Consider the following 17,306-nt stretch of genomic DNA (forward strand, 5'->3'; position numbering starts at 1 on the left):
CGGTGTCCTTGGCTCTAGTTGGGGACGGCCGCGAGGGTGCGGCTGGGACGCGTGAGCTTCTCCGCGCCCAGGGCCTCCGGGGCGGAGGCCTCCGGGGCGCGCGCGCCGGTGGACTCGACGGCGACGGGCACCGCCACCGGGGGCCGCGTGGGCGTCAGCGACGCCAGGTGCGCCACGGGGTCCGCGAACAGGTGGGCGTCGTGCAGCACGCGCTGGAAGCACGCGGACGCGTCGAAGGCCTCGCGCATCTTCTGCCACGCGCGGATGCGCACCGCGCGGAAGGACACCGGCATGCGGAAGACTTCGTCCAGCGAGCGCGCCCACTGGCCGTCCGGCCGGTAGAGGAACTCGTCCTCCGGCTCGATGTTCCACTCCCCGGCGAAGACCGTGTCGGCGATGACGAGCAGCCCGTGCGCCATGGCCAGCAGCGGCAGCGGATCAAAGCGGCCCATCAGGTCGCGCGACGCGTAGACGAGCGTCCCGGCCTTCTCCAGCGCCTGGGACACCTCTTGCGGCGTGGCGTGCGAGGACAGGACGTCCACCGGCCCCAGCTTGCGCAGGTCGTCCAGGGCCTCCGGCGAGGGGCTGGCCCAGTCCGCCACCAGCATCCTCCGGACCTCCAGCCGCGGGCCCGTCGGGCACCGCGCGGTGTCCACCGGCAGGGGCAGCGTCTGCAGCAGCGGCAGCCGCGCCAGCTCCGGCGACGTGGGCGTCTCCAGGTAGGTGAGCCAGCGGAAGCCCTGCGCGTCCGGACCGCTGGTGCGCGAGAGCCGCTCAATCTCCTCCGCGCTGAACAGCGGCGCGGGGATGACGCCGATGCGCATGCTCCCGGGCACCCGCGCCACCTGCTCCGGCGTGAGGTCCTGCGGCCGGAACACGAGCGTCGCGTTCGCGCCCCAGGCCTGGGCCGCGTCGAGCGCGGGCTCCCACTGGCCGGCCGTCACGGGGAAGAAGCGGACCTCGGCCCACGCCGCCTGGACGGGCACGTGCGGCTCGAAGGTCGGCTCGCCCACGAAGGCGACGCGCTGGAGGGAGGGGGAGGGCGGATGGACTCTCATGACAGGACTCGCGTCAGACGCGCGCGGAGGGACTTCTTCAAGTCGTCGCCCACCAGCTTCTGCAGCGCGCGGACGGGGCGGGACTTCTTGAACTGGCGGTAGCGCTCCAGCAGCACCTGCTCGCCGGGCCCCACGTACGGGTGCAGCGGCGAGTGGCCTCCGCGCTCCGCGCGCCAGACGTCGTCCAGCCAGTGGCCGTGCATGGTGGACATCGCGGCCAGCGCGGGGCGCAGGTGCGTGTTCGTCCAGCCCTCCGCGTGCAGCGCTTCCAGACCGGAGGCCACCTGGCGCGTGCTGGACTCCCAGTCCGTGAACGCCTTCGCGGTGGCGAGCGCGTTCGTGCGCAGGTGCGCGAGGTACGCCGGCTGCGTGCTCAACAGCCGCAGGAACTGGACGATCTGCCGGTGGTTGTACGGCTCCACCATCAGCGAGTTCTGCCCGTGCACCATGTACTCGTCGGTGCCGGTGACGGTGTACGTGATGGCGGTGCCGCCCTGGGAGAACATCTCCAGCGGCGGGCCGAACATGCCCTCCACGCGAGAGAGCTTCAGCAGCACGTCGTACTGGCCGTAGACCTGGTGCACCTGGTTGATGGGGATGCGCTCGTGCACCTGCACCGGCTGCCCGCCCACGGTGGGCTTCTGCCCGCCGGAGGACGACGCCAGCCACCCCGTCTCGAACTGGACGCCCGCCTGCGCCGCCAGTTCCAGGACCTCGAACGTCTCCGGCACGCCCTTGAAGCCCACGCCCCACGGGCCCTCCACCAGCACGCGCAGCTTGCCGCCACGCTGGGGCGGGGCCTGCACGCAGGGGAAGTGGTCGCGGGACAGGCCGTTCTGCACGTAGAGCGTGCGCCCCTCGGGCTGCAGCGTCTGGATGAACTCCACCAGCCACTTCGCCTCGGTGACGAACAGCAGCGGCAGCGAATACGTCTGCCGGTTGAGCAGCTTGTAGTGGCGCTCCGCGTGGAAGCGCGACTCCAGGCTCTGGTTCAGGTAGCCGTACACCCGGGCGTTGACGCGCCACAGGTCGTAGAAGGTGATCCACCACGTGGCCAGCGCGAAGTCGAAGGACTCGCCCTCGGCCTCCGCGAGCGACCGGCGCGGCAGGTCCGCCAGCCGCGGGTGCCACAGGGGATACGTCAGCTTGACGGGGCCCGGGGTGATGAGGACGGCCTCATGGCCGAGGTCCTGGAGCCGTGAGGCGTACTCCAGGATGACGTTGGACCCACCGGAGATATTGGCGATGTCCCCAACGAGGAACCCGATCTTCATGCCTTGGCAACTCGCGTCGTGGGCTGGATGCGGCCCGGAGGAAACGATTCGCCGCCGCCGTTGATTCTCCCCGTGGCATCCCCCTCAGGATTGACGAGGCAGGCGAAGCGAGGGGCCGATGTAGCGCGGAGATGGTTGCTGCGTCAACGCCCGCCAGGGCCGCTGTCCGTCGAGCAGGCAGCCATTCGCTCAGGGTGAGGATGGGCCTGGCGGATCCTTCTCCAGCTGCTTCAACCGCGCTTCCAGTTCGCGCCGCCACAGCGCCTGCGTCCGCGCGTGTTCGCGCTGGTTCTCGATGACGACGGTGAGCGCGTCCAGGATGGCCTCGTTGAAGTGCACCTGGCGGCGCAGCACCTCGTTGATGAACGGCTGGAACGCGCCGCGGAACGTCCGCTTGGCGAACACGAGCACGGGCCCCAGGACGGGGCGGTGCGACGTCGCAGGCTCCACGTAGCGCACGTCCGCCTTGGCCCGGGCCTCCAGCAGCAGCGCCGGCCACTGGCCCGCGACGGGGGCGCGCAGCGACGCGGCCAGCGTGCGGCGCAGGTGGTCGCGCGCGGCGGCGGACGGCTCGGGGAGCCGCTCGGTGGCGGCGGCCACGGCCTGGGCCGTGGGCTCGGCCGTGAGCAGGTCAGCGGCGTGCATCGCGGGCTCCTCGCTTCTTCTTCGATGACAGGGCCTGGACCAGGACGTTGGCCACCGCGTCCAGGTCCGTGCGGTCCAGCTCCACCAGGCGCGGCCCCAGGTGGTGCCGGGCCGCCTCCGTCGACGCCTCGTCGGACGCGCCGGCCGCGTCGCGCACCCCCCAGCTCCGCCGCCCCACGCTGGCCATCAGCGCCTGCGCCGCGGCGGTGTCCACGCCCAACAGCACCACCTTCCCGGACGACGCCCGCACCGCCGTCTCCAGCGACGACGAGCTCGGCAGCAGCTCGGGCGCGGGGCCGACGGGCTGGTCGGGGGTGAAGTGCCAGACAGGCGCTCCTCCGGTCGTCTGGGGCCCGAGCGAGAGAGTGGGCTCCTCGCCGCGCCCCCGGAGGGCGAGGATGCGGGAGTCAGGCAGGCGGCGGTGCAGCTCGCGGGCGAGCCGCGACATGGGCGCCTCCGGCCGCGCGGAGAAGCCGGGGCAGACGAGTTCGATGGCGGGCGCCTGCGAGGCGGCCACCGCCGGACCGGGCCCGCTTCCTCCCAGCCAGCCCTGCAGCGCGGTGCGCACCTGCGCGGCCACGGCCTTCTGGGACAGCCCGGCCACGCGGGCGCGCTGCGCGGTGAGCACCTGCTGGCGCAGCGCGGGTTCGCGCTCCAGCACCGCGAGCAGCTGCGCCACGTCCATGGGCTCGCGCGAGAACGTGGTGAGGCCCGCGCCGCCCATCGTCTCCGGGACGGCCGCGGCGCCGTACGCGACGACGGGGACGTCGCGGTACATGGCCTCCAGCAGCGGCACGCCGAAGCCCTCGTGCCGGCTCATGGAGAGGTAGGCCGTGGCGGACGCGAAGCAGGCGGACAGCTGCGCGGCGTTGACGCGGCCCAGGAACTGGATGCGGTCCGGGCCGAGCAGGTCCTTGAGGCCGTGCAGGAAACCGCCATAAGGCGCGTCGCGGTGGATGTTGCCCGCGATGAGCAGGCGGCTCTTGGGCTGGTACAGGCGCTGGTACGCGGTGAAGACGCGCAGCACGTCGTCCACGTACTTGCTGGGCACCGCGCGGCCCACGAAGAGGATGTTGGAGCAGCCGTCGTCCAGCTCCGCCATCAGCGCAGGGTCTGGCGGCGTGTCGAACGCGTTCCAGTCGATGGCGAAGGGCAGCACGTCCACGCGCGGGTAGCCCGCGGCGACCAGCTCCTCCGCGCTGAAGCGCGAGTAGGCGAAGGCGCCGTCCACGTGCGGGCGCAGCGCGAGCAACTCCAGGCGGGCGGCGTCGCACGCGAGCACCGCGCCCCGGTCATAGCCCTCGAAGAGCCGGGCGGGGGTGATGTTGTGGTAGACGAGCAGCTTGCGTCCGCGCGACCGGGCGATGAGCGGCACCTGCCTCGATTCGAAGCTGTGGTGCACGAGCAGCACGGAGTCGCGGGTGGCCTCGCGCGGGTAGCTCCTGGCGGCGCGCACCTGGTCGCGGCACGCGTCGTCCCAGGAGTCCGCGTAGATTTCGGAGGTGTGGCCCCAGGAGCGCAGCAGGCTCTGGAGGTAGCGCACCTGGTTGCCAATCGCGTCACCCCACGCCAGGCGGGTGACCAGCTGATGGATGTGCAAGGGTCCGCCCGGGCCGTGAGGAGGTCGCGGTGACACGCGCGCGTTCCCTTACAACCGTCCAGCCCGCCCTTACAAGGGCGCCGCACGTGCCTTGACGGGGGGACTTCCGCACAGTAGCCAGGGCGGCCCACGCGTCCCCCAAGGTTGGGTCCATGTCAACGAACGTCCTGGTCACGGGAGGGTGCGGCTTCATCGGGTCCAACCTGGTCCGTTACCTGCTCCGCGAGCGGCCGGACTGGAAGGTCGTCAACCTGGACCGGCTCACCTACGCCGGCAACCTGGAGAACCTCGCCGGCCTGGAGGACGACACCCGCCACGTCTTCGTGCACGGCGACGTGGGCGACCGGGCGTGCGTGGACCGGGTGCTCCAGGAGCACGCCATCGACAGCGTCCTCCATCTGGCCGCGGAGAGCCACGTGGACCGCTCCATCGAAGGCCCGGCCGTCTTCGTCACCACCAACGTCCTGGGCACGCAGCACCTGCTGGAGGCCTGCCGCGTGCACGGCGTCCGGCGGTTCGTGCAGGTCTCCACGGACGAGGTGTACGGCTCGCTGGGGCCCTCCGGGGCGTTCACGGAAGCGTCGCCCCTCCAGCCCTCCAGCCCCTATTCGGCGTCCAAGACGGGCGCGGACCTGCTGGCCCTGGCGTACCACCACACCTACGGCCTGGACGTGGTGGTGACCCGCTGCTCGAACAACTACGGCCGCTACCAGTTCCCGGAGAAGCTCATCCCCCGCATGGTGGTGAACGCGCTGAGGAACCAGCCGCTGCCCGTCTACGGCGACGGCCAGCACGTGCGCGACTGGTTGCACGTGGAGGACCACTGCCAGGGGCTGCTCCAGGCGCTGGAGCGGGGCCGGGCGGGGCAGGTCTACAACCTGGGCGGCGGCGCGGAGCGCAAGAACCTGGACCTGGTGAAGGGCATCCTCGCGGCGCTGGGCAAGCCGGAGTCGCTCATCGAGTTCGTCACGGACCGCCTGGGGCACGACCGCCGCTACGCCATCGACCCCGCGAAGAGCCGGTGCGAGCTGGGCTGGACGCCCACGCATTCCTTCGAAGCGGGGCTGGCGGACACGGTGCGCTGGTACGTGGAGCACCCGGAGTGGTGGGAGCGCGTGCTGAGCGGTGCGTACCGGAGCACCGTGACGCTGACGCGCCGGAGGAACGGAGCATGAGCCGCTTCGTCGTGACGGGAGCGAACGGGCTGGTGGGGCGCCGGGCGTGCGCGCTGCTGGCCGCGCGGGGGCACTCGGTGGTCGGAGTGGGGAAGGGCCCGCGCCGCGCCTTGGGGCCGTTCGACTACGAGGCGCTGGACCTCACGCGCGAGGCGGACGTGGCGCCCGCGTTGGGGCGGCTGTCCCCGGCGGTCGTCCTGCACTGCGCGTCCATGACGGAGGTGGACGCCTGCGAGAAGGCGCCCGAGGCCGCGTACGCCGCGAACGTCACCGCCACGGCGGCGGTGGCCCGCTGGACGCGCGAGGCCGGCGCGCACCTGGTGCACGTGTCCACCGACTACGTCTTCGACGGCGACGCGGGGCCCTACGGTGAGGACGCGGTGCCGAACCCGCGCGGCGTCTACGCGGTGACGAAGCACATGGGCGAACAGGCCGCGCGCGTGCTCTCGCCCGGGTGCGCGATTGCGCGGACCGCGGTGGTGTATGGCTGGCCTCCAGTGGAGGGCCGGCTCAACTTCGGCGCGTGGCTGGTGAAGACGCTGTCGGCGGGGCAGCCGGTGAAGCTCTTCGAGGATCAGGTCGTGTCCCCGAGCTTCGCGGACAACGTGGCCGCGATGCTGGTGGAGATGGGCGAGCGGCGGCTGGGCGGGACGTGGAACACCTGCGGCGGCACGGTGCTGGACCGCGTGGCCTTCGGGCGGGCGCTGTGCGACGTGTTCGGCTTCGACGGGGGCCTGGTGGTCCCCACGCGGATGGCGGACCTGAAGTTGTCAGCGCCCCGGCCGCTGAAGAGCGGGCTCTTGACGGACAAGGCGCGGGAACAGCTGTCGGAGAAGCCGCTGGCGCTGGCGGAGTCCCTGCGGCGCTTCCATGCGAGCTGGCTCGAGGCCCAGGCCGGGGAGGCGGGATGAAGGGAATCATCCTCGCGGGAGGCTCGGGGACGCGCCTGTATCCGCTGACGCTCGTGGTGAGCAAGCAACTGCTGCCCGTCTACGACAAGCCGATGATCTACTACCCGCTGACCACGCTGATGCTGGCGGGCATCCGGGAGGTGTTGATCATCTCCACGCCGCACGACCTGCCGCGCTTCCGCGACCTGCTGGGCGACGGCGAGCAGTGGGGCATGTCCTTCCAGTACGCGGAGCAGCCCCGGCCGGAGGGCCTGGCGCAGGCGTTCGTCATTGGCCGGGACTTCGTGGGGAGCGACGCCGTGTCGCTCATCCTGGGGGACAACATCTTCTACGGGGACGGCCTGAGCGAGCTGGTGCGCCGGGCGGTGCGGCGCGCGTCCGGGGCGACGGTGTTCGGCTACCAGGTGAAGGATCCGCAGCGCTACGGCGTGGTGGAGCTGGCGCCGGGCAACCGGGCCATCAGCATCGAGGAGAAGCCCGCGAAGCCGAAGTCCCACTACGCCGTCACGGGGCTGTACTTCTACGACAACCAGGTGCTGGACATCGCCGCCGCGCTGAAGCCCAGCAAGCGGGGCGAGCTGGAGATCACCGACGTCAACGCGGAGTACATGCGCCGCGACCAGCTCACGGTGGAGTTGATGGGCCGCGGCTACGCGTGGCTGGACACCGGGACGCACGAGTCGCTGATGCAGGCCTCGTCGTTCATCGAGATCATCGAGCGCCGGCAGGGCCTGAAGATCGCCTGCCCGGAGGAGATCGCCTACCGCATGGGCTACATCGACGAGGCGCGGCTGGAGGCGCTCGCGGAGCCCATGTTGAAGAACGACTACGGCCAGTACCTGAAGGCGCTCCTGGGGACCCGGGGGACGACGCCATGAAGGTGCAGACGACGGAGCTTCCCGGGGTCCTGCTGCTGGAGCCCCGCGTGTTCGGAGACTCGCGGGGCTTCTTCGTGGAGACGTTCCACGCCCAGCGCTACCAGGACGCGGGCATCCCGAGCGCCTTCGTGCAGGACAACCTGTCGCGGTCGGTGCGGGGCACGCTCCGGGGCCTGCACTTCCAGGAACCGAACGGGCAGGGGAAGCTGGTGCAGGTGCTGGCGGGCGCGGTCTGGGACGTGGTGGTGGACGTGCGCAAGGGCTCGCCCACGTTCGGCCGGTGGATGGGGGCGGAGCTGTCCTCCGGCAACAAGTGGCAGCTGTGGATCCCCCCGGGCTTCGCGCACGGGTTCTGCGTGCTGAGCGACTCGGCGGACTTCTTCTACAAGTGCACCGCGCAATACGCCCCGGAGTCCGAGCGGAGCGTGGCCTGGGACGATCCGGACCTGGCCATCCCCTGGCCCGTGAAGGAGCCGCTGCTGTCGGTGAAGGATCAGCGCGCGCCCCGGCTGAAGGACGCCCAGGTGCTGCCCGTCTACTGAGCTTCGGGCGGCCGGGCAGGCTTGGGACGGGGGCTTGTCATTCCATGCGCCCTGCGCGGTGAGCAGGCAGGGGGGCAGGCAACGTCCCAGGGGAGGAAGCCGACCGGGGGATGGAATGCCCAATCTCCTCCGAGGAGGAGAAGGCATGGTCCTGCCCGGCAGGGGAATGAGTTGGAAGGAGTTCTTCAAGTCCCTCAAGGACGAGTGGGGGCGCGACAACGTGGGCAACGTCGCGGGGGCGCTGACGTTCCAGAGCATCCTCGCGCTGTTCCCGTTCCTGCTGTTCCTCGTGTCGCTGGCCGGCGTGCTGATTGATCCGCATCAGGCGCAGCAGCTCATCCAGGAGCTGTCCAAGGTGGCGCCCCAGGAGGTGACGAAGATCCTGGGCGAGCGGCTGGAGGCGCTGGCGACCAGCAACCCGGTGGGACTCCTGACCATCGGTGGCGTGGGCGCCATCTGGGCGGCGTCAGGCGGCGTGGTGGCGCTGATGGAGGCGCTCAACACCGTGTACGGCGTGGAGGAGAAGCGCCCCTTCTGGAAGAAGCGGGGCATCGCGCTGCTGACGACGCTGGGCACGGCGGTGACGGTGGTGCTGGCGGCCATCGTCGCGATCGTCACCCCGGCGGTGGCGGACAAGCTGGGTGAACCGCTGGCGGGCCTCATGCTGTGGCTGCGCATGCCGGTGGCCGGCATCCTGATGATGCTGCTGCTGGCGGTGCTCTATTACGTGCTGCCGGACGTGAAGCAGAAGTTCAAGTTCATCACCCCGGGTTCGGTGGTGAGCGTGATCATCTGGGTGATCGCGTCGTGGGGCTTCTCGAAGTACGTGTCGAACTTCGGCTCGTATGACGTGAACTACGGCGCCATCGGCGGTGTCATCGTGATGCTGCTGTGGATGCAGATCTCCTGCATGGTCGTGCTGCTGGGTGCGGAGATCAACGGCGTCCTCGAGCACAAGTCACCGGATGGGAAGTCGCCGGGCCAGCGGGATCCGGACGCGCCGGGACCGAACGTGACGAAGACGGAGGCGGAGGAGCAGGGCGCGAACCTGCCCGGCGCCACCGACTTCCGGCCCATCCCGCCGCAGCCGAGCTACCAGAGCCAGCCGGTGCCCCTGAGCAAGACGCCCCTGGCCGCGGCGGCGAAGTGGGCCGCGGGTGTGGGCCTGGGCGTGTTCCTGATGCGCCGCAAGTCCGCGGCGCGGTAGGCACGACAACGCCTTGCACGGCGGGCGGTCCTCGCGAGGGGGCCGCCCGTTGTCTTTTCAGGGGAGCGGAGAGGTGACGTAGTCCTTCCCGTCGGAATGACAGCCGTGGCAGCTGGAGTGGGCGCGGCCGTAATAGTTGTCGGAGTAGGTCGGGCCGAAGCCCTCGTAGAAGACCCAGGTGTCCTTGCCGGGGCCCTCGGCGACCTTCACGTCCAGCGCGTGGCCCCGGAGCGTCTTCCCGTCGTCCTCGAAGAGCTCCTTCACGAGGATGCTGCCCACGGGATGGGTGGCATTGCCTTCCCGGAGCGAGCTCGCGACGACGTCGTTGAAGAAGACGCGGACCTTGCTGCCGTGAGGGGCGCGCGTGTCGTGGACGGAGGGCTCCGCGAGCCAGGAGCTGTACTGGCCGGAGCGCACGAAGGCGGTGATGCCCTGTTCGGACGTGTCGAGCTGCTGGATGACGCCGAGCCCCTCGTCCACGGAGGAGGAGGGACCGCAGGCGCTGGCGAACAGGAGCGGCAGGAGCAGGGCATGGGGGCGCATGCACTGGGCTACGCCCCGGGCGCCGGGACGGTTACAGCGGCGGACTGCTCATTGGGGCGAATAGGTGTGGGTCAGGTCGATGACCAGGGACTCCACGATGGGCGGAAACGCGAGCTCGATGTGGCCCCGGTTCAGATCCGCGCGGGTGACCTGGTAGGAGGTTCCGCCGAACTCGTCATCGAAGGTGAAGTCATCGTTGTCGAAGATGGAGATCTCGATGGGGTGCAGGAGGAGGTTGGACGTGATGACCTCACAGCTGCCCGAGCGCCATTCGGGCTCCCAGCTCTCGTCCTCGGCGGTGCGGGTGCGCTCCGGAGCGGAGGGGCAGCGCATCTCCACGACGACGTCGGGAGGGGAGCCGTCGGAATCCCAGTCCTCGCCGTTGTCCGGATCGACGTCCACGATGAAGGCCCGGCGGGGCTGCACCCGCGTCCGCATCACGCCCGCGTAACAGGCCCGGGTATCGAGCCGACAGACATTGCCGTCGGGACAGCTCTCACAGAGGGCGCCGCTGGAGCCGCAGAGGGCGTCGCCGAGGTCGAGGACGCACACGTTGCTCACGGAGCAGCAGCCGTTCGCGCAGCTCTCCGGAGTGCACTCGGGCTCACCGCAGGCCGGGAGGAAGAGGGCGCACGTCAGGGCCATCAGGAGCAGGCAGGGCGTTTTCATGACGGTCGTGAAGGCTACCAGAGGCGGTTCACTTCGCGGTGACTGCGGCCAGGATGTATCGGGGCAGCAGATCCTCACGGAACTTCCGCCAGACCCGCGGTGAACAGCACGACGAGGTCGAACTTCATGAGATCGGCGATCTGCTATTCATTCGTCTCGTGACATCCCACGTCGGCCAATACCAGCGCATCCGCCTGCTCGCCGAAGGCATCATCGAGGACCATCTGGCCAAGGCCGCTGGCCCGCAGGGCATCGAGAAGACGCTGGTGCTCCAGTGCCTCCGGCCGGACATGGCCGAGCAGATGGAGTTCCCGGAGCTGTTCCTCGACACGGCGAGGACCGCCGCCCGGCTCACGCACCCGCACCTCGTGAAGGTCTTCGACTTCGGTGCGGCGGACGGCACGTACTTCCTAGCCAGGGAGCACGTCGATGGGATCAGCCTGAGCAGGTTGATCAAGCACCTGGCGGTCCAGCGGATGACCCTGCCGGCGACGCTGTGCGCGCGCATCATCTCGCAAGCCTGCGAGGGGCTCGCCTATGCCCACGACCTGACCCACCCCGAGACGCACGAGCCGCTGAGGCTCATCCACCGCTGCATCCGGCCGTACAACATCCTCCTGTCGCGTCAGGGGACGACCAAGGTGGTGGACTTCGGCATCGACCATCTCCGGTCCCGGTGGACCCCCGAACACCCGCTCCCCGTCATGAGCAAGTACGTGTACATGGCGCCCGAGGAGATAAGGGGCGAGCGGGCAGACCGGCGGGTCGACGTCTACGCGCTCGGAGTGGTGCTCTACGAGTTGCTCACCACGCGCAGGCCCTTTTCGTCCACGTCCGAATGGGATTTGCCTCGGGCCGTCATGTCCGAGCCCATGGTGCCCGCCGAGCAGCACCGCCCGGACCTGCCCGGAGTCCTGCGAGCCATCCTCGCCCGGGCGCTCGCGAAGGATCGGGACCAGCGCTACCCGGACTGCCAGGCGTTCCGGGAGGACCTGGAGCAGTTCATCCGCTCGGAGGGTGAGCCGGTGACACCGCGGCAGGTGGCCCAGCTCGTCCAGCAGATCACCGCGAGCGACGACCCAGCCGTCAGTGCTCCGGCTCCGGACGACCTGGAGACCCAGGCACGGCTCCGCTTGGGACGACGCTGGATCCTCGCGGCGGCCGTGGGCCTGGGGGTCCTGCTCGGAGGCGGCGCGCTGCTCTGGAAGATGAGCGCTGCGCCCGAGCCCGAGAAGGTCCGCGCTACTCCACCGTGAGCGGGAACAAGGCGGATGCCGGATGGCCCGTCACCGTGAGGACGCGAGGCTCCTCCTTGTCCTGCCACTGCCAGTATTTGGCCTGCGACTGCCACGAGCACGGCTCGACGGTGATGGTCAGCGGTCCTGAGCCCTCTCCCCGGGGCTTGAAGGTCACCTCCAGCTCCGCGGTGGCCTCTCCCTCCAGGCCGGCGGCAACCCCCACGAGATTCACGCGGTTCTCATCCACCATCGGGAGTGGCTGGCCGCGATACCGCACGCTCACGTCCACCACGCGAGCGCCGACGAGCGCCCCGGACACCCGGATCCGCACGGCCTCACACGAGGTCCCGTCATTGCGCACCACCGAACGCCACGTCTCGGTCACGGGCACGGACACGGTCAGCGGTCCCGAGGAGTGCTCGGTCCAGTGGAGCGCGGGCGTCTTGTAGCCCACGTGCATGAGCGGCGCGCCCGGGCTCACCGGCCGGTTCGAGGCGTGGAGGCGCAAGGGGGGGCCGGGCTCGGCGGTGAGCAGGAAGAGCGCGTCACTGTCCTCGGCGCCCACCCACCACCGGTCAGTCCCCGCGGGCGTCACGGACACGATGCGGGGCCACTCTCCCACGAGTGTCTCCATCACCTGGAGCCCGGGCAGGGACACCAGGAGGGTCTTGTCCTGCACGAAGAGGAGCGCCCGGGACGCGTCGAGAACGCACACCCCGGCACCACCCCAGATCAGTTCATCCTCTTCATCGTCATCACCCTCTTGGTCCGGGATGGACCCGAGCAGGGTGCCGTCGAGCGCGAAGTGGAGGAGCGCCGTCTGCCGGTAGTTGATGACGAGCAGGAGAAGCACGCCCTGGGGAGTGGCTAGGGCCCGCCAGATGTCCTGCTCACCGCCCGGCTCCACCTGAAGCGCGCCCTCCGGCTGAGTCGCCCCCGGGCGGAGCACGTAGACGCGGCCTCGGCCTTTCTCGAGGACGGTGATGCCAAAGGGGCTCGAGTCGAGGAACGCCCCATCGGAAACCTGCCGGAGGGGGAGCCCCTCCGAGTATCCGTACCCGTGCGTGGCGTGCACGGGCTTGGGCAAGGTCATGGGCTCCCATCGCTGCCCGGACGCATCGGTCGCGAAGAGGGTGGTCAGCTTAAGGGCGCCGTCCACCACCGCTCCGACGAGCCGGTCCCCATCGGAGGTGAGATCGAAGCACTCCCTCGGAAAGGCCAGGACGGGAGCGCTCGCGCCGGCTCCTGCGGAGAAGACACGGCGATCCCCGTTTCCCACCCAGACGTCCTGTCCCTCATTGAGCGCGGCGAGCACCACGGGCGCGGACGGATGATCCACCACGTCTCCACTGGCCTCCCGGCGCACGCCTTCGGCTCCATGGAAGACGATGAGCCGCTGCGGTCTGAGATCAAACAACCACGGTCCACGGGCCAGGAGGCGACGTCTCGGGTACATGGGCCTGCATCATACCCACGGACACCCGTCCCCCTGCGGCATCAAGTGTTCCACCTGCCGGTTGTACTCGGCGGCCACCTTGCTCCGAATGGAACTGGAGGAGGCGAACTTCATCTCGTTCATGAGCGCGCGAGGCTGGATCAATTAACCGGTGATGCTCTTGCCTATGCCGAGGGTGACCACCAGCCGGAAGTGTCCGGAAGGGAGACCACCCGCTCCTCCAAGGCTTCGACACAATCCGGATGCCTGCCTTCAGTCTGGCGGAGTGCTTCCGCGAGCGCCTCCATCCGACTCCACTCCTGTTCTTTGAACGTGTGGCTGCGGATGACGCTTGGGATGGGGGCGTCATTCTCCTCCAGCCCCCATCGTGCCCGCTCACGTTCCAGTTGGGTTCCCCGTAGCAACATGAGGGGAAACGCCTTGAGCACGGGCACTTGCCGACGGAGGCAGAAGTCGACCGTTTGTCGAAAGGACTCCAACGTCTGCTCGGGCAGCCCGAAGATGATGGAAACCTCGAAAGGGATGCCGCGCGCGTGGAGCTTGCGGACTCCTTCCACCACCTTCTCGAGATGATTCACGCGCTCCACGGCGCGTGCCTCCTTCTCGTGGATGGTCTGCAGGCCAAACTCAAGCCGGACCGCGAGCCCTTCGCAGGCGTCGAGGAACTCATCATCCAACGTCGAGAAGTGGCACTGCAAAGACAGCCGTCCGCGATAGTCAAGCCGCTGGAAGGTTCGCAGCACCGCCAGCGCGTGATCCCCGAGATTGAAGAGCGGATCCAGCACGGCGATGTCGTTCACTCCCGAGCGCACGAACAGCCCAATCTCTTCCTCAAGCCGAGCCATGGGGAGGTCACGGCGACGCAACCGGCTGCCGGCCTCCCGGTGCTGGCAGAACGAGCAGCGGAAGGGACACCCGCGCTGGGTTTCCCACCGGATGAACCGTTGCTCCCCTGAAAGTTCAATCACGTCTTCGAGGAAGGGGGACGCAAGCGTCTCCAGCTTCGCCTGTGCTTGGACGCCAGCATCCAACTGGCCAGCCCAATGGACTCCTGGAAACCGGATTCGATCGGACGTGGCGGCAATCGCCACCATGGCCTCTTCGCCATAACCCCGGACGAATCCATCCGCTTCAGGGTAGAGCTGCTCAAGGCCCGGTCCCGCGTAGGAGACCTGGGGCCCTCCGAGGATGATACGCCCCGCGAATCCGCTCCGACGCAGCGCCCCCAGAAGCTTCTTCACCACCCGGTCGTTCCACACGTAGACGCCAAGGCCCAAGTCTACGTCCCGAGCCTCAAGTCCCCGTGCACCTTCAAGCACGCTCCACAGGATGTGCTCCTCACTGAAGTCAGAGCGATTGATGGCAAACGAGAACGCTCGCACGTCGACGTTCGCCTTTCGCAGTGCCGCGACGATGGAGGCATGTCCCAGGGGGAGGCGAGGGTCTTTGTCGCGCGTCCAATCAATCGAGACCAGAATGACCCGCCGTGGCTGAGGTGGGACAGAAATGACCTCGGAGCTCCGACTGGACATTTGCTCCCCCAGAAACGGCTCGCGTGGACTGTTCTGCGGTGCCGATGACTCCGCTCTCTCCGGACGAAAAGGGCCGCGGAAGATTCAACCGCAAGGAGAAGGGCTGGTGAGCCCTCTTATCCAAGTGGAGGAGATGGTTCTGACCGATTTCACTTCGCCTGTGCATCCCCCATGAGGAGTAGGAACCGGATACGAAAACGCCGCCCCACTTCCGATGGACCGGAAGTGGGCGGCGATGACACTGCTTGGGACCTCGGCGCGGTGACCGGCTATTCGGCGTAGTAGGTGGTGACCTGGAAGGCCACGGACATCAACGCACTGGAACCCGTGAGCTCCACGACGCCACGGTCGATGTCGGAGCGGGTCATCTGGTACTGCGCCGACGCAATCGGGTCGTCGAAGATGGCGTCAACATCAATGACGGTGAACTGGATGGGGGCCGAAAGCAGATCGGTACTGAGGACGTCGCATGAGCCCTTCGTCCAGGTGGGGGTGAAGCTCTCAACTTCCTCCGAAGGGGGGACGGCGGCTGGCGTGTTGGGGCACGACAGCTGAATCACGACATCCGGCGGCGAGCCATCAACGTCCCAGTCGCTGTTGTCAGCGGGATCCAGCGGCGCGATCTGCGCACGAAGGGGCTGGATCTTCGTGCGGATGGTGGGGGTGTAGCACTGCTGCTTGGAAGGGTGGCACATCATCCCGGTTGTGCACTTGGAGCAGGTGCTGCCGTTAGGACCGCATGCGTCGGCGGTGCGAGTCATGACGCACTTGTTGGTGGTTGGGTCGCAGCAGCCTTCACAGCTCTCCGCAGTACAAAGCTCGGTGAGCGGAGGCGGGTCATCCGTGATGGGGTCGGGGCCGCCTGGGCTGAGGTCCTCGGGCCCACATGCGGCAAGCAACAAGAAGGACGCCAAGCCAAGGCAAGTAAGGATTCGATGGGTGATTTTCATTGTCTTTTAGTTGAGTTGAAGCACGAGAACGCGGGTACTTTTGTCCATCCGCACTTCGGCCGTTGACATCCTGATCACAGGAACGCTCGCAACCTGGGTGCGCCGTCCTCCTGGCGTGGCCGCGAGAACGATGGGCGCGGGGGTTGTAGATGCGAGCGCAGTGACGGTTTGAGGTTCGGCATAGCCAACGAGGAAGAGTTCGCCAGTGGCTCGTACACGGTGAACCTCGATTCCGTCTGGCAGGTTCCCGTAGGTCGGAGTGTTGGCGTTGTAGGTTGGAATCGAATCCATCCGAAGGAAGGCGTAGCGACCTCTCGGAAGCTGAGCGATCCGCGATCCTCGCTCGGATTCTGACGCAGGCACGACCTGGTGCTGCTGGCGCACAGCCCTGATCTGTGTACCTGGAGCCATGGGCACGAAAGCGGAAGGTGGCTGCTCGATGGGACGCACATCCGTCATTGGTGGTGATCCCTTGCCGCTTTCAGGTCGCTGCGAGACCACGGCAATCCCCCCTGCGATCACCCCTCCCGCGATGACGACCGCGAGCCGACTGGAGCCCGAGCGACTCGGTGTAGCAGGCGGTGCTGGGACTTGGATGACAGGAGAGACCGTGATGACTGGAGAGACCGTGACAGTCGCGGTGCTCGGCGCTGGCGTTGAGCCAGCCGGCACGGATGGCGCGGGCTCAGGAGGTTTCGGGGGGCTGTGCGACGTCGGCGCAGTCTGCACCGTGGCGTTGGCGCTTGCGTCGGATCGTGTGGAGGGTGGCGGTGTCGGTTGGCCCGCGGTTCGAGGGTACGAGAGCTGGGCGCTGGCCGCGCCAAATTGTTTCCGCAGGTCGGGGAAGAACTTGTGGCAGTCGATTCCGCCATAGCAGCGAAGCCCCTTGCTACCTCTCAGATTGGCGACCCTGCTGAAGAGATTTGGATTGCGGGCCTCAATCACGGCGTCTTCTTCTCCGTAGAACCCCCAGAGGATGTCGACGTCCTTGTGTCGATCGACGTCAATGGTTGCGAGGGTCTGGGTGAAGACGTCATCCCACCCGCCGTACCCGATCACGACCAGCGTGTGGTCTTGAAGAATCTGGATCAACTCCGCGGAGACGTGTCTGCGCTCGCGACCAAGCTGGATACCCGTGTGTAACGTAGGCGAACGGTGCCAGTAGCCGTGAAGATGGATGATGTGTGTGGATTTGGATGAGGCAGGGACTGTCTGCCCAAACGGGATGTCACTGGCCACGATGGTGCGATGGAAATCGCCACCGGCCACCTTCACCGATGCCGAGATGAGGGGATCAAAGTTCGTGGTCAAGACAGGACCAAACGTCTCAGCTCTTTCCACCAGCAATCTACCGAGGTGCTCCGTCGCGGGCGGCAAGGCCCATCCGCCATGGTCCAGATCCAACTGGTCGTCAGTCGCCGCTCCATCGCGTTTGCGGTCCACCCGTGCGCGAAGCACCGCCTCTCGAACAACCCTCTCGGAGACATCCTTATCGCAATGGCCTTGTACGAAGCGCATGGCCCATTGGTATTTGTTTTCTTTGGTGTACTCGCGCTCCGTGTCGAATTTCGCTTGGAATCCGGCCGGAACGTGCTCGCGGATGAGATCCAGCATTGCATTCACCCCAG

The 17,306-nt window shown here is 68.2% G+C and carries 16 protein-coding genes; 6 read left to right on the plus strand and 10 right to left on the minus strand.

Annotated features, from left to right (window positions below; all coding sequences use genetic code 11):
* Window positions 1–14: 14 nt before the first annotated feature.
* The 4 genes from AABA78_RS30075 to AABA78_RS30090 form a co-directional block, all read right to left on the minus strand.
* Window positions 15–1,058 carry a hypothetical protein gene (locus AABA78_RS30075; protein WP_338268379.1) on the minus strand — a complete coding sequence of 348 codons (1,044 nt, stop codon included), beginning with the start codon at window positions 1,056–1,058 and terminating at the stop codon, window positions 15–17.
* On the minus strand, window positions 1,055–2,332 hold the full coding sequence (locus AABA78_RS30080) for a glycosyltransferase family 4 protein (RefSeq protein ID WP_171411982.1): 1,278 nt from the start codon (window positions 2,330–2,332) through the stop codon (window positions 1,055–1,057). The genes AABA78_RS30075 and AABA78_RS30080 overlap by 4 nt, the downstream gene beginning before the upstream one ends.
* Before the next feature lie 189 nt (window positions 2,333–2,521).
* Complete coding sequence (locus AABA78_RS30085; RefSeq protein WP_171411981.1) at window positions 2,522–2,977, minus strand: hypothetical protein; 456 nt, start codon at window positions 2,975–2,977, stop codon at window positions 2,522–2,524.
* Complete coding sequence (locus AABA78_RS30090) at window positions 2,964–4,577, minus strand: glycosyltransferase (protein ID WP_338268383.1); 1,614 nt, start codon at window positions 4,575–4,577, stop codon at window positions 2,964–2,966. The genes AABA78_RS30085 and AABA78_RS30090 overlap by 14 nt, the downstream gene beginning before the upstream one ends.
* 152 nt (window positions 4,578–4,729) lie before the next feature.
* On the opposite strand from AABA78_RS30090, the gene rfbB reads away from it, so the two are divergent.
* From rfbB to AABA78_RS30115, 5 genes are all read left to right on the plus strand, one after another.
* Entirely contained in the window at window positions 4,730–5,752 is a 1,023-nt protein-coding gene (gene rfbB, locus AABA78_RS30095; RefSeq protein WP_338268386.1) for a dTDP-glucose 4,6-dehydratase, read from the plus strand.
* Window positions 5,749–6,663 carry an SDR family oxidoreductase gene (locus AABA78_RS30100; RefSeq protein WP_338268389.1) on the plus strand — a complete coding sequence of 305 codons (915 nt, stop codon included), beginning with the start codon at window positions 5,749–5,751 and terminating at the stop codon, window positions 6,661–6,663. Before rfbB ends, AABA78_RS30100 begins: the two co-directional genes overlap by 4 nt.
* Entirely contained in the window at window positions 6,660–7,541 is an 882-nt protein-coding gene (gene rfbA, locus AABA78_RS30105; protein WP_171411978.1) for a glucose-1-phosphate thymidylyltransferase RfbA, read from the plus strand. Before AABA78_RS30100 ends, rfbA begins: the two co-directional genes overlap by 4 nt.
* The gene (rfbC, locus tag AABA78_RS30110) at window positions 7,538–8,083 is read left to right on the plus strand and encodes a dTDP-4-dehydrorhamnose 3,5-epimerase (protein ID WP_171411977.1); all 546 of its coding nucleotides are present in this window, start codon (window positions 7,538–7,540) and stop codon (window positions 8,081–8,083) included. The genes rfbA and rfbC overlap by 4 nt, the downstream gene beginning before the upstream one ends.
* 145 nt (window positions 8,084–8,228) lie before the next feature.
* Complete coding sequence (locus AABA78_RS30115; RefSeq protein ID WP_338268394.1) at window positions 8,229–9,290, plus strand: YihY/virulence factor BrkB family protein; 1,062 nt, start codon at window positions 8,229–8,231, stop codon at window positions 9,288–9,290.
* Window positions 9,291–9,347: 57 nt separating this feature from the next.
* Here the strand turns inward: AABA78_RS30115 and AABA78_RS30120 are convergent, their stop codons facing one another.
* The gene (locus tag AABA78_RS30120; protein WP_171411975.1) at window positions 9,348–9,833 is read right to left on the minus strand and encodes a hypothetical protein; all 486 of its coding nucleotides are present in this window, start codon (window positions 9,831–9,833) and stop codon (window positions 9,348–9,350) included.
* A 48-nt stretch (window positions 9,834–9,881) separates the two neighbouring features.
* On the minus strand, window positions 9,882–10,502 hold the full coding sequence (locus AABA78_RS30125; RefSeq protein ID WP_338268399.1) for a hypothetical protein: 621 nt from the start codon (window positions 10,500–10,502) through the stop codon (window positions 9,882–9,884).
* A gap of 158 nt (window positions 10,503–10,660) precedes the next feature.
* Here AABA78_RS30125 and AABA78_RS30130 point away from each other — a divergent pair, with 158 nt between their 5' ends.
* A complete protein-coding gene (locus AABA78_RS30130; RefSeq protein ID WP_338268401.1) occupies window positions 10,661–11,758 on the plus strand; it encodes a serine/threonine protein kinase in 1,098 nt (365 codons plus the stop codon).
* On the opposite strand, the gene AABA78_RS30135 is transcribed toward AABA78_RS30130, so the two are convergent.
* The 4 genes from AABA78_RS30135 to AABA78_RS30150 form a co-directional block, all read right to left on the minus strand.
* Window positions 11,745–13,157, minus strand: a complete 1,413-nt coding sequence (locus tag AABA78_RS30135; protein ID WP_338268404.1) for a hypothetical protein — start codon at window positions 13,155–13,157, stop codon at window positions 11,745–11,747. The genes AABA78_RS30130 and AABA78_RS30135 overlap by 14 nt on opposite strands.
* A gap of 203 nt (window positions 13,158–13,360) precedes the next feature.
* On the minus strand, window positions 13,361–14,578 hold the full coding sequence (locus AABA78_RS30140) for a B12-binding domain-containing radical SAM protein (protein WP_338268406.1): 1,218 nt from the start codon (window positions 14,576–14,578) through the stop codon (window positions 13,361–13,363).
* Between the two features lie 419 nt (window positions 14,579–14,997).
* On the minus strand, window positions 14,998–15,489 hold the full coding sequence (locus AABA78_RS30145; protein ID WP_338268408.1) for a hypothetical protein: 492 nt from the start codon (window positions 15,487–15,489) through the stop codon (window positions 14,998–15,000).
* Window positions 15,490–15,684: 195 nt separating this feature from the next.
* Entirely contained in the window at window positions 15,685–17,292 is a 1,608-nt protein-coding gene (locus AABA78_RS30150; RefSeq protein ID WP_338268411.1) for an SIR2 family protein, read from the minus strand.
* Window positions 17,293–17,306: the final 14 nt, after the last annotated feature.

Origin of the sequence: Corallococcus caeni (assembly GCF_036245865.1) — a bacterium.
GTDB lineage: Bacteria > Myxococcota > Myxococcia > Myxococcales > Myxococcaceae > Corallococcus > Corallococcus caeni.

Bases quoted from the DNA above. Each gene is read 5' to 3' on its own strand.
- AABA78_RS30115 (WP_338268394.1), top strand. From the start codon at position 8,229: ATGGTCCTGCCCGGCAGGGGAATGAGTTGGAAGGAGTTCTTCAAGTCC.
- AABA78_RS30080 (WP_171411982.1), bottom strand. From the start codon at position 2,332: ATGAAGATCGGGTTCCTCGTTGGGGACATCGCCAATATCTCCGGTGGG.
- rfbC (WP_171411977.1), top strand. From the start codon at position 7,538: ATGAAGGTGCAGACGACGGAGCTTCCCGGGGTCCTGCTGCTGGAGCCC.
- rfbA (WP_171411978.1), top strand. From the start codon at position 6,660: ATGAAGGGAATCATCCTCGCGGGAGGCTCGGGGACGCGCCTGTATCCG.
- AABA78_RS30085 (WP_171411981.1), bottom strand. From the start codon at position 2,977: ATGCACGCCGCTGACCTGCTCACGGCCGAGCCCACGGCCCAGGCCGTG.
- AABA78_RS30145 (WP_338268408.1), bottom strand. From the start codon at position 15,489: ATGACTCGCACCGCCGACGCATGCGGTCCTAACGGCAGCACCTGCTCC.
- AABA78_RS30125 (WP_338268399.1), bottom strand. From the start codon at position 10,502: ATGAAAACGCCCTGCCTGCTCCTGATGGCCCTGACGTGCGCCCTCTTC.
- AABA78_RS30120 (WP_171411975.1), bottom strand. From the start codon at position 9,833: ATGCGCCCCCATGCCCTGCTCCTGCCGCTCCTGTTCGCCAGCGCCTGC.
- AABA78_RS30075 (WP_338268379.1), bottom strand. From the start codon at position 1,058: ATGAGAGTCCATCCGCCCTCCCCCTCCCTCCAGCGCGTCGCCTTCGTG.
- rfbB (WP_338268386.1), top strand. From the start codon at position 4,730: ATGTCAACGAACGTCCTGGTCACGGGAGGGTGCGGCTTCATCGGGTCC.
- AABA78_RS30150 (WP_338268411.1), bottom strand. From the start codon at position 17,292: ATGCTGGATCTCATCCGCGAGCACGTTCCGGCCGGATTCCAAGCGAAA.
- AABA78_RS30100 (WP_338268389.1), top strand. From the start codon at position 5,749: ATGAGCCGCTTCGTCGTGACGGGAGCGAACGGGCTGGTGGGGCGCCGG.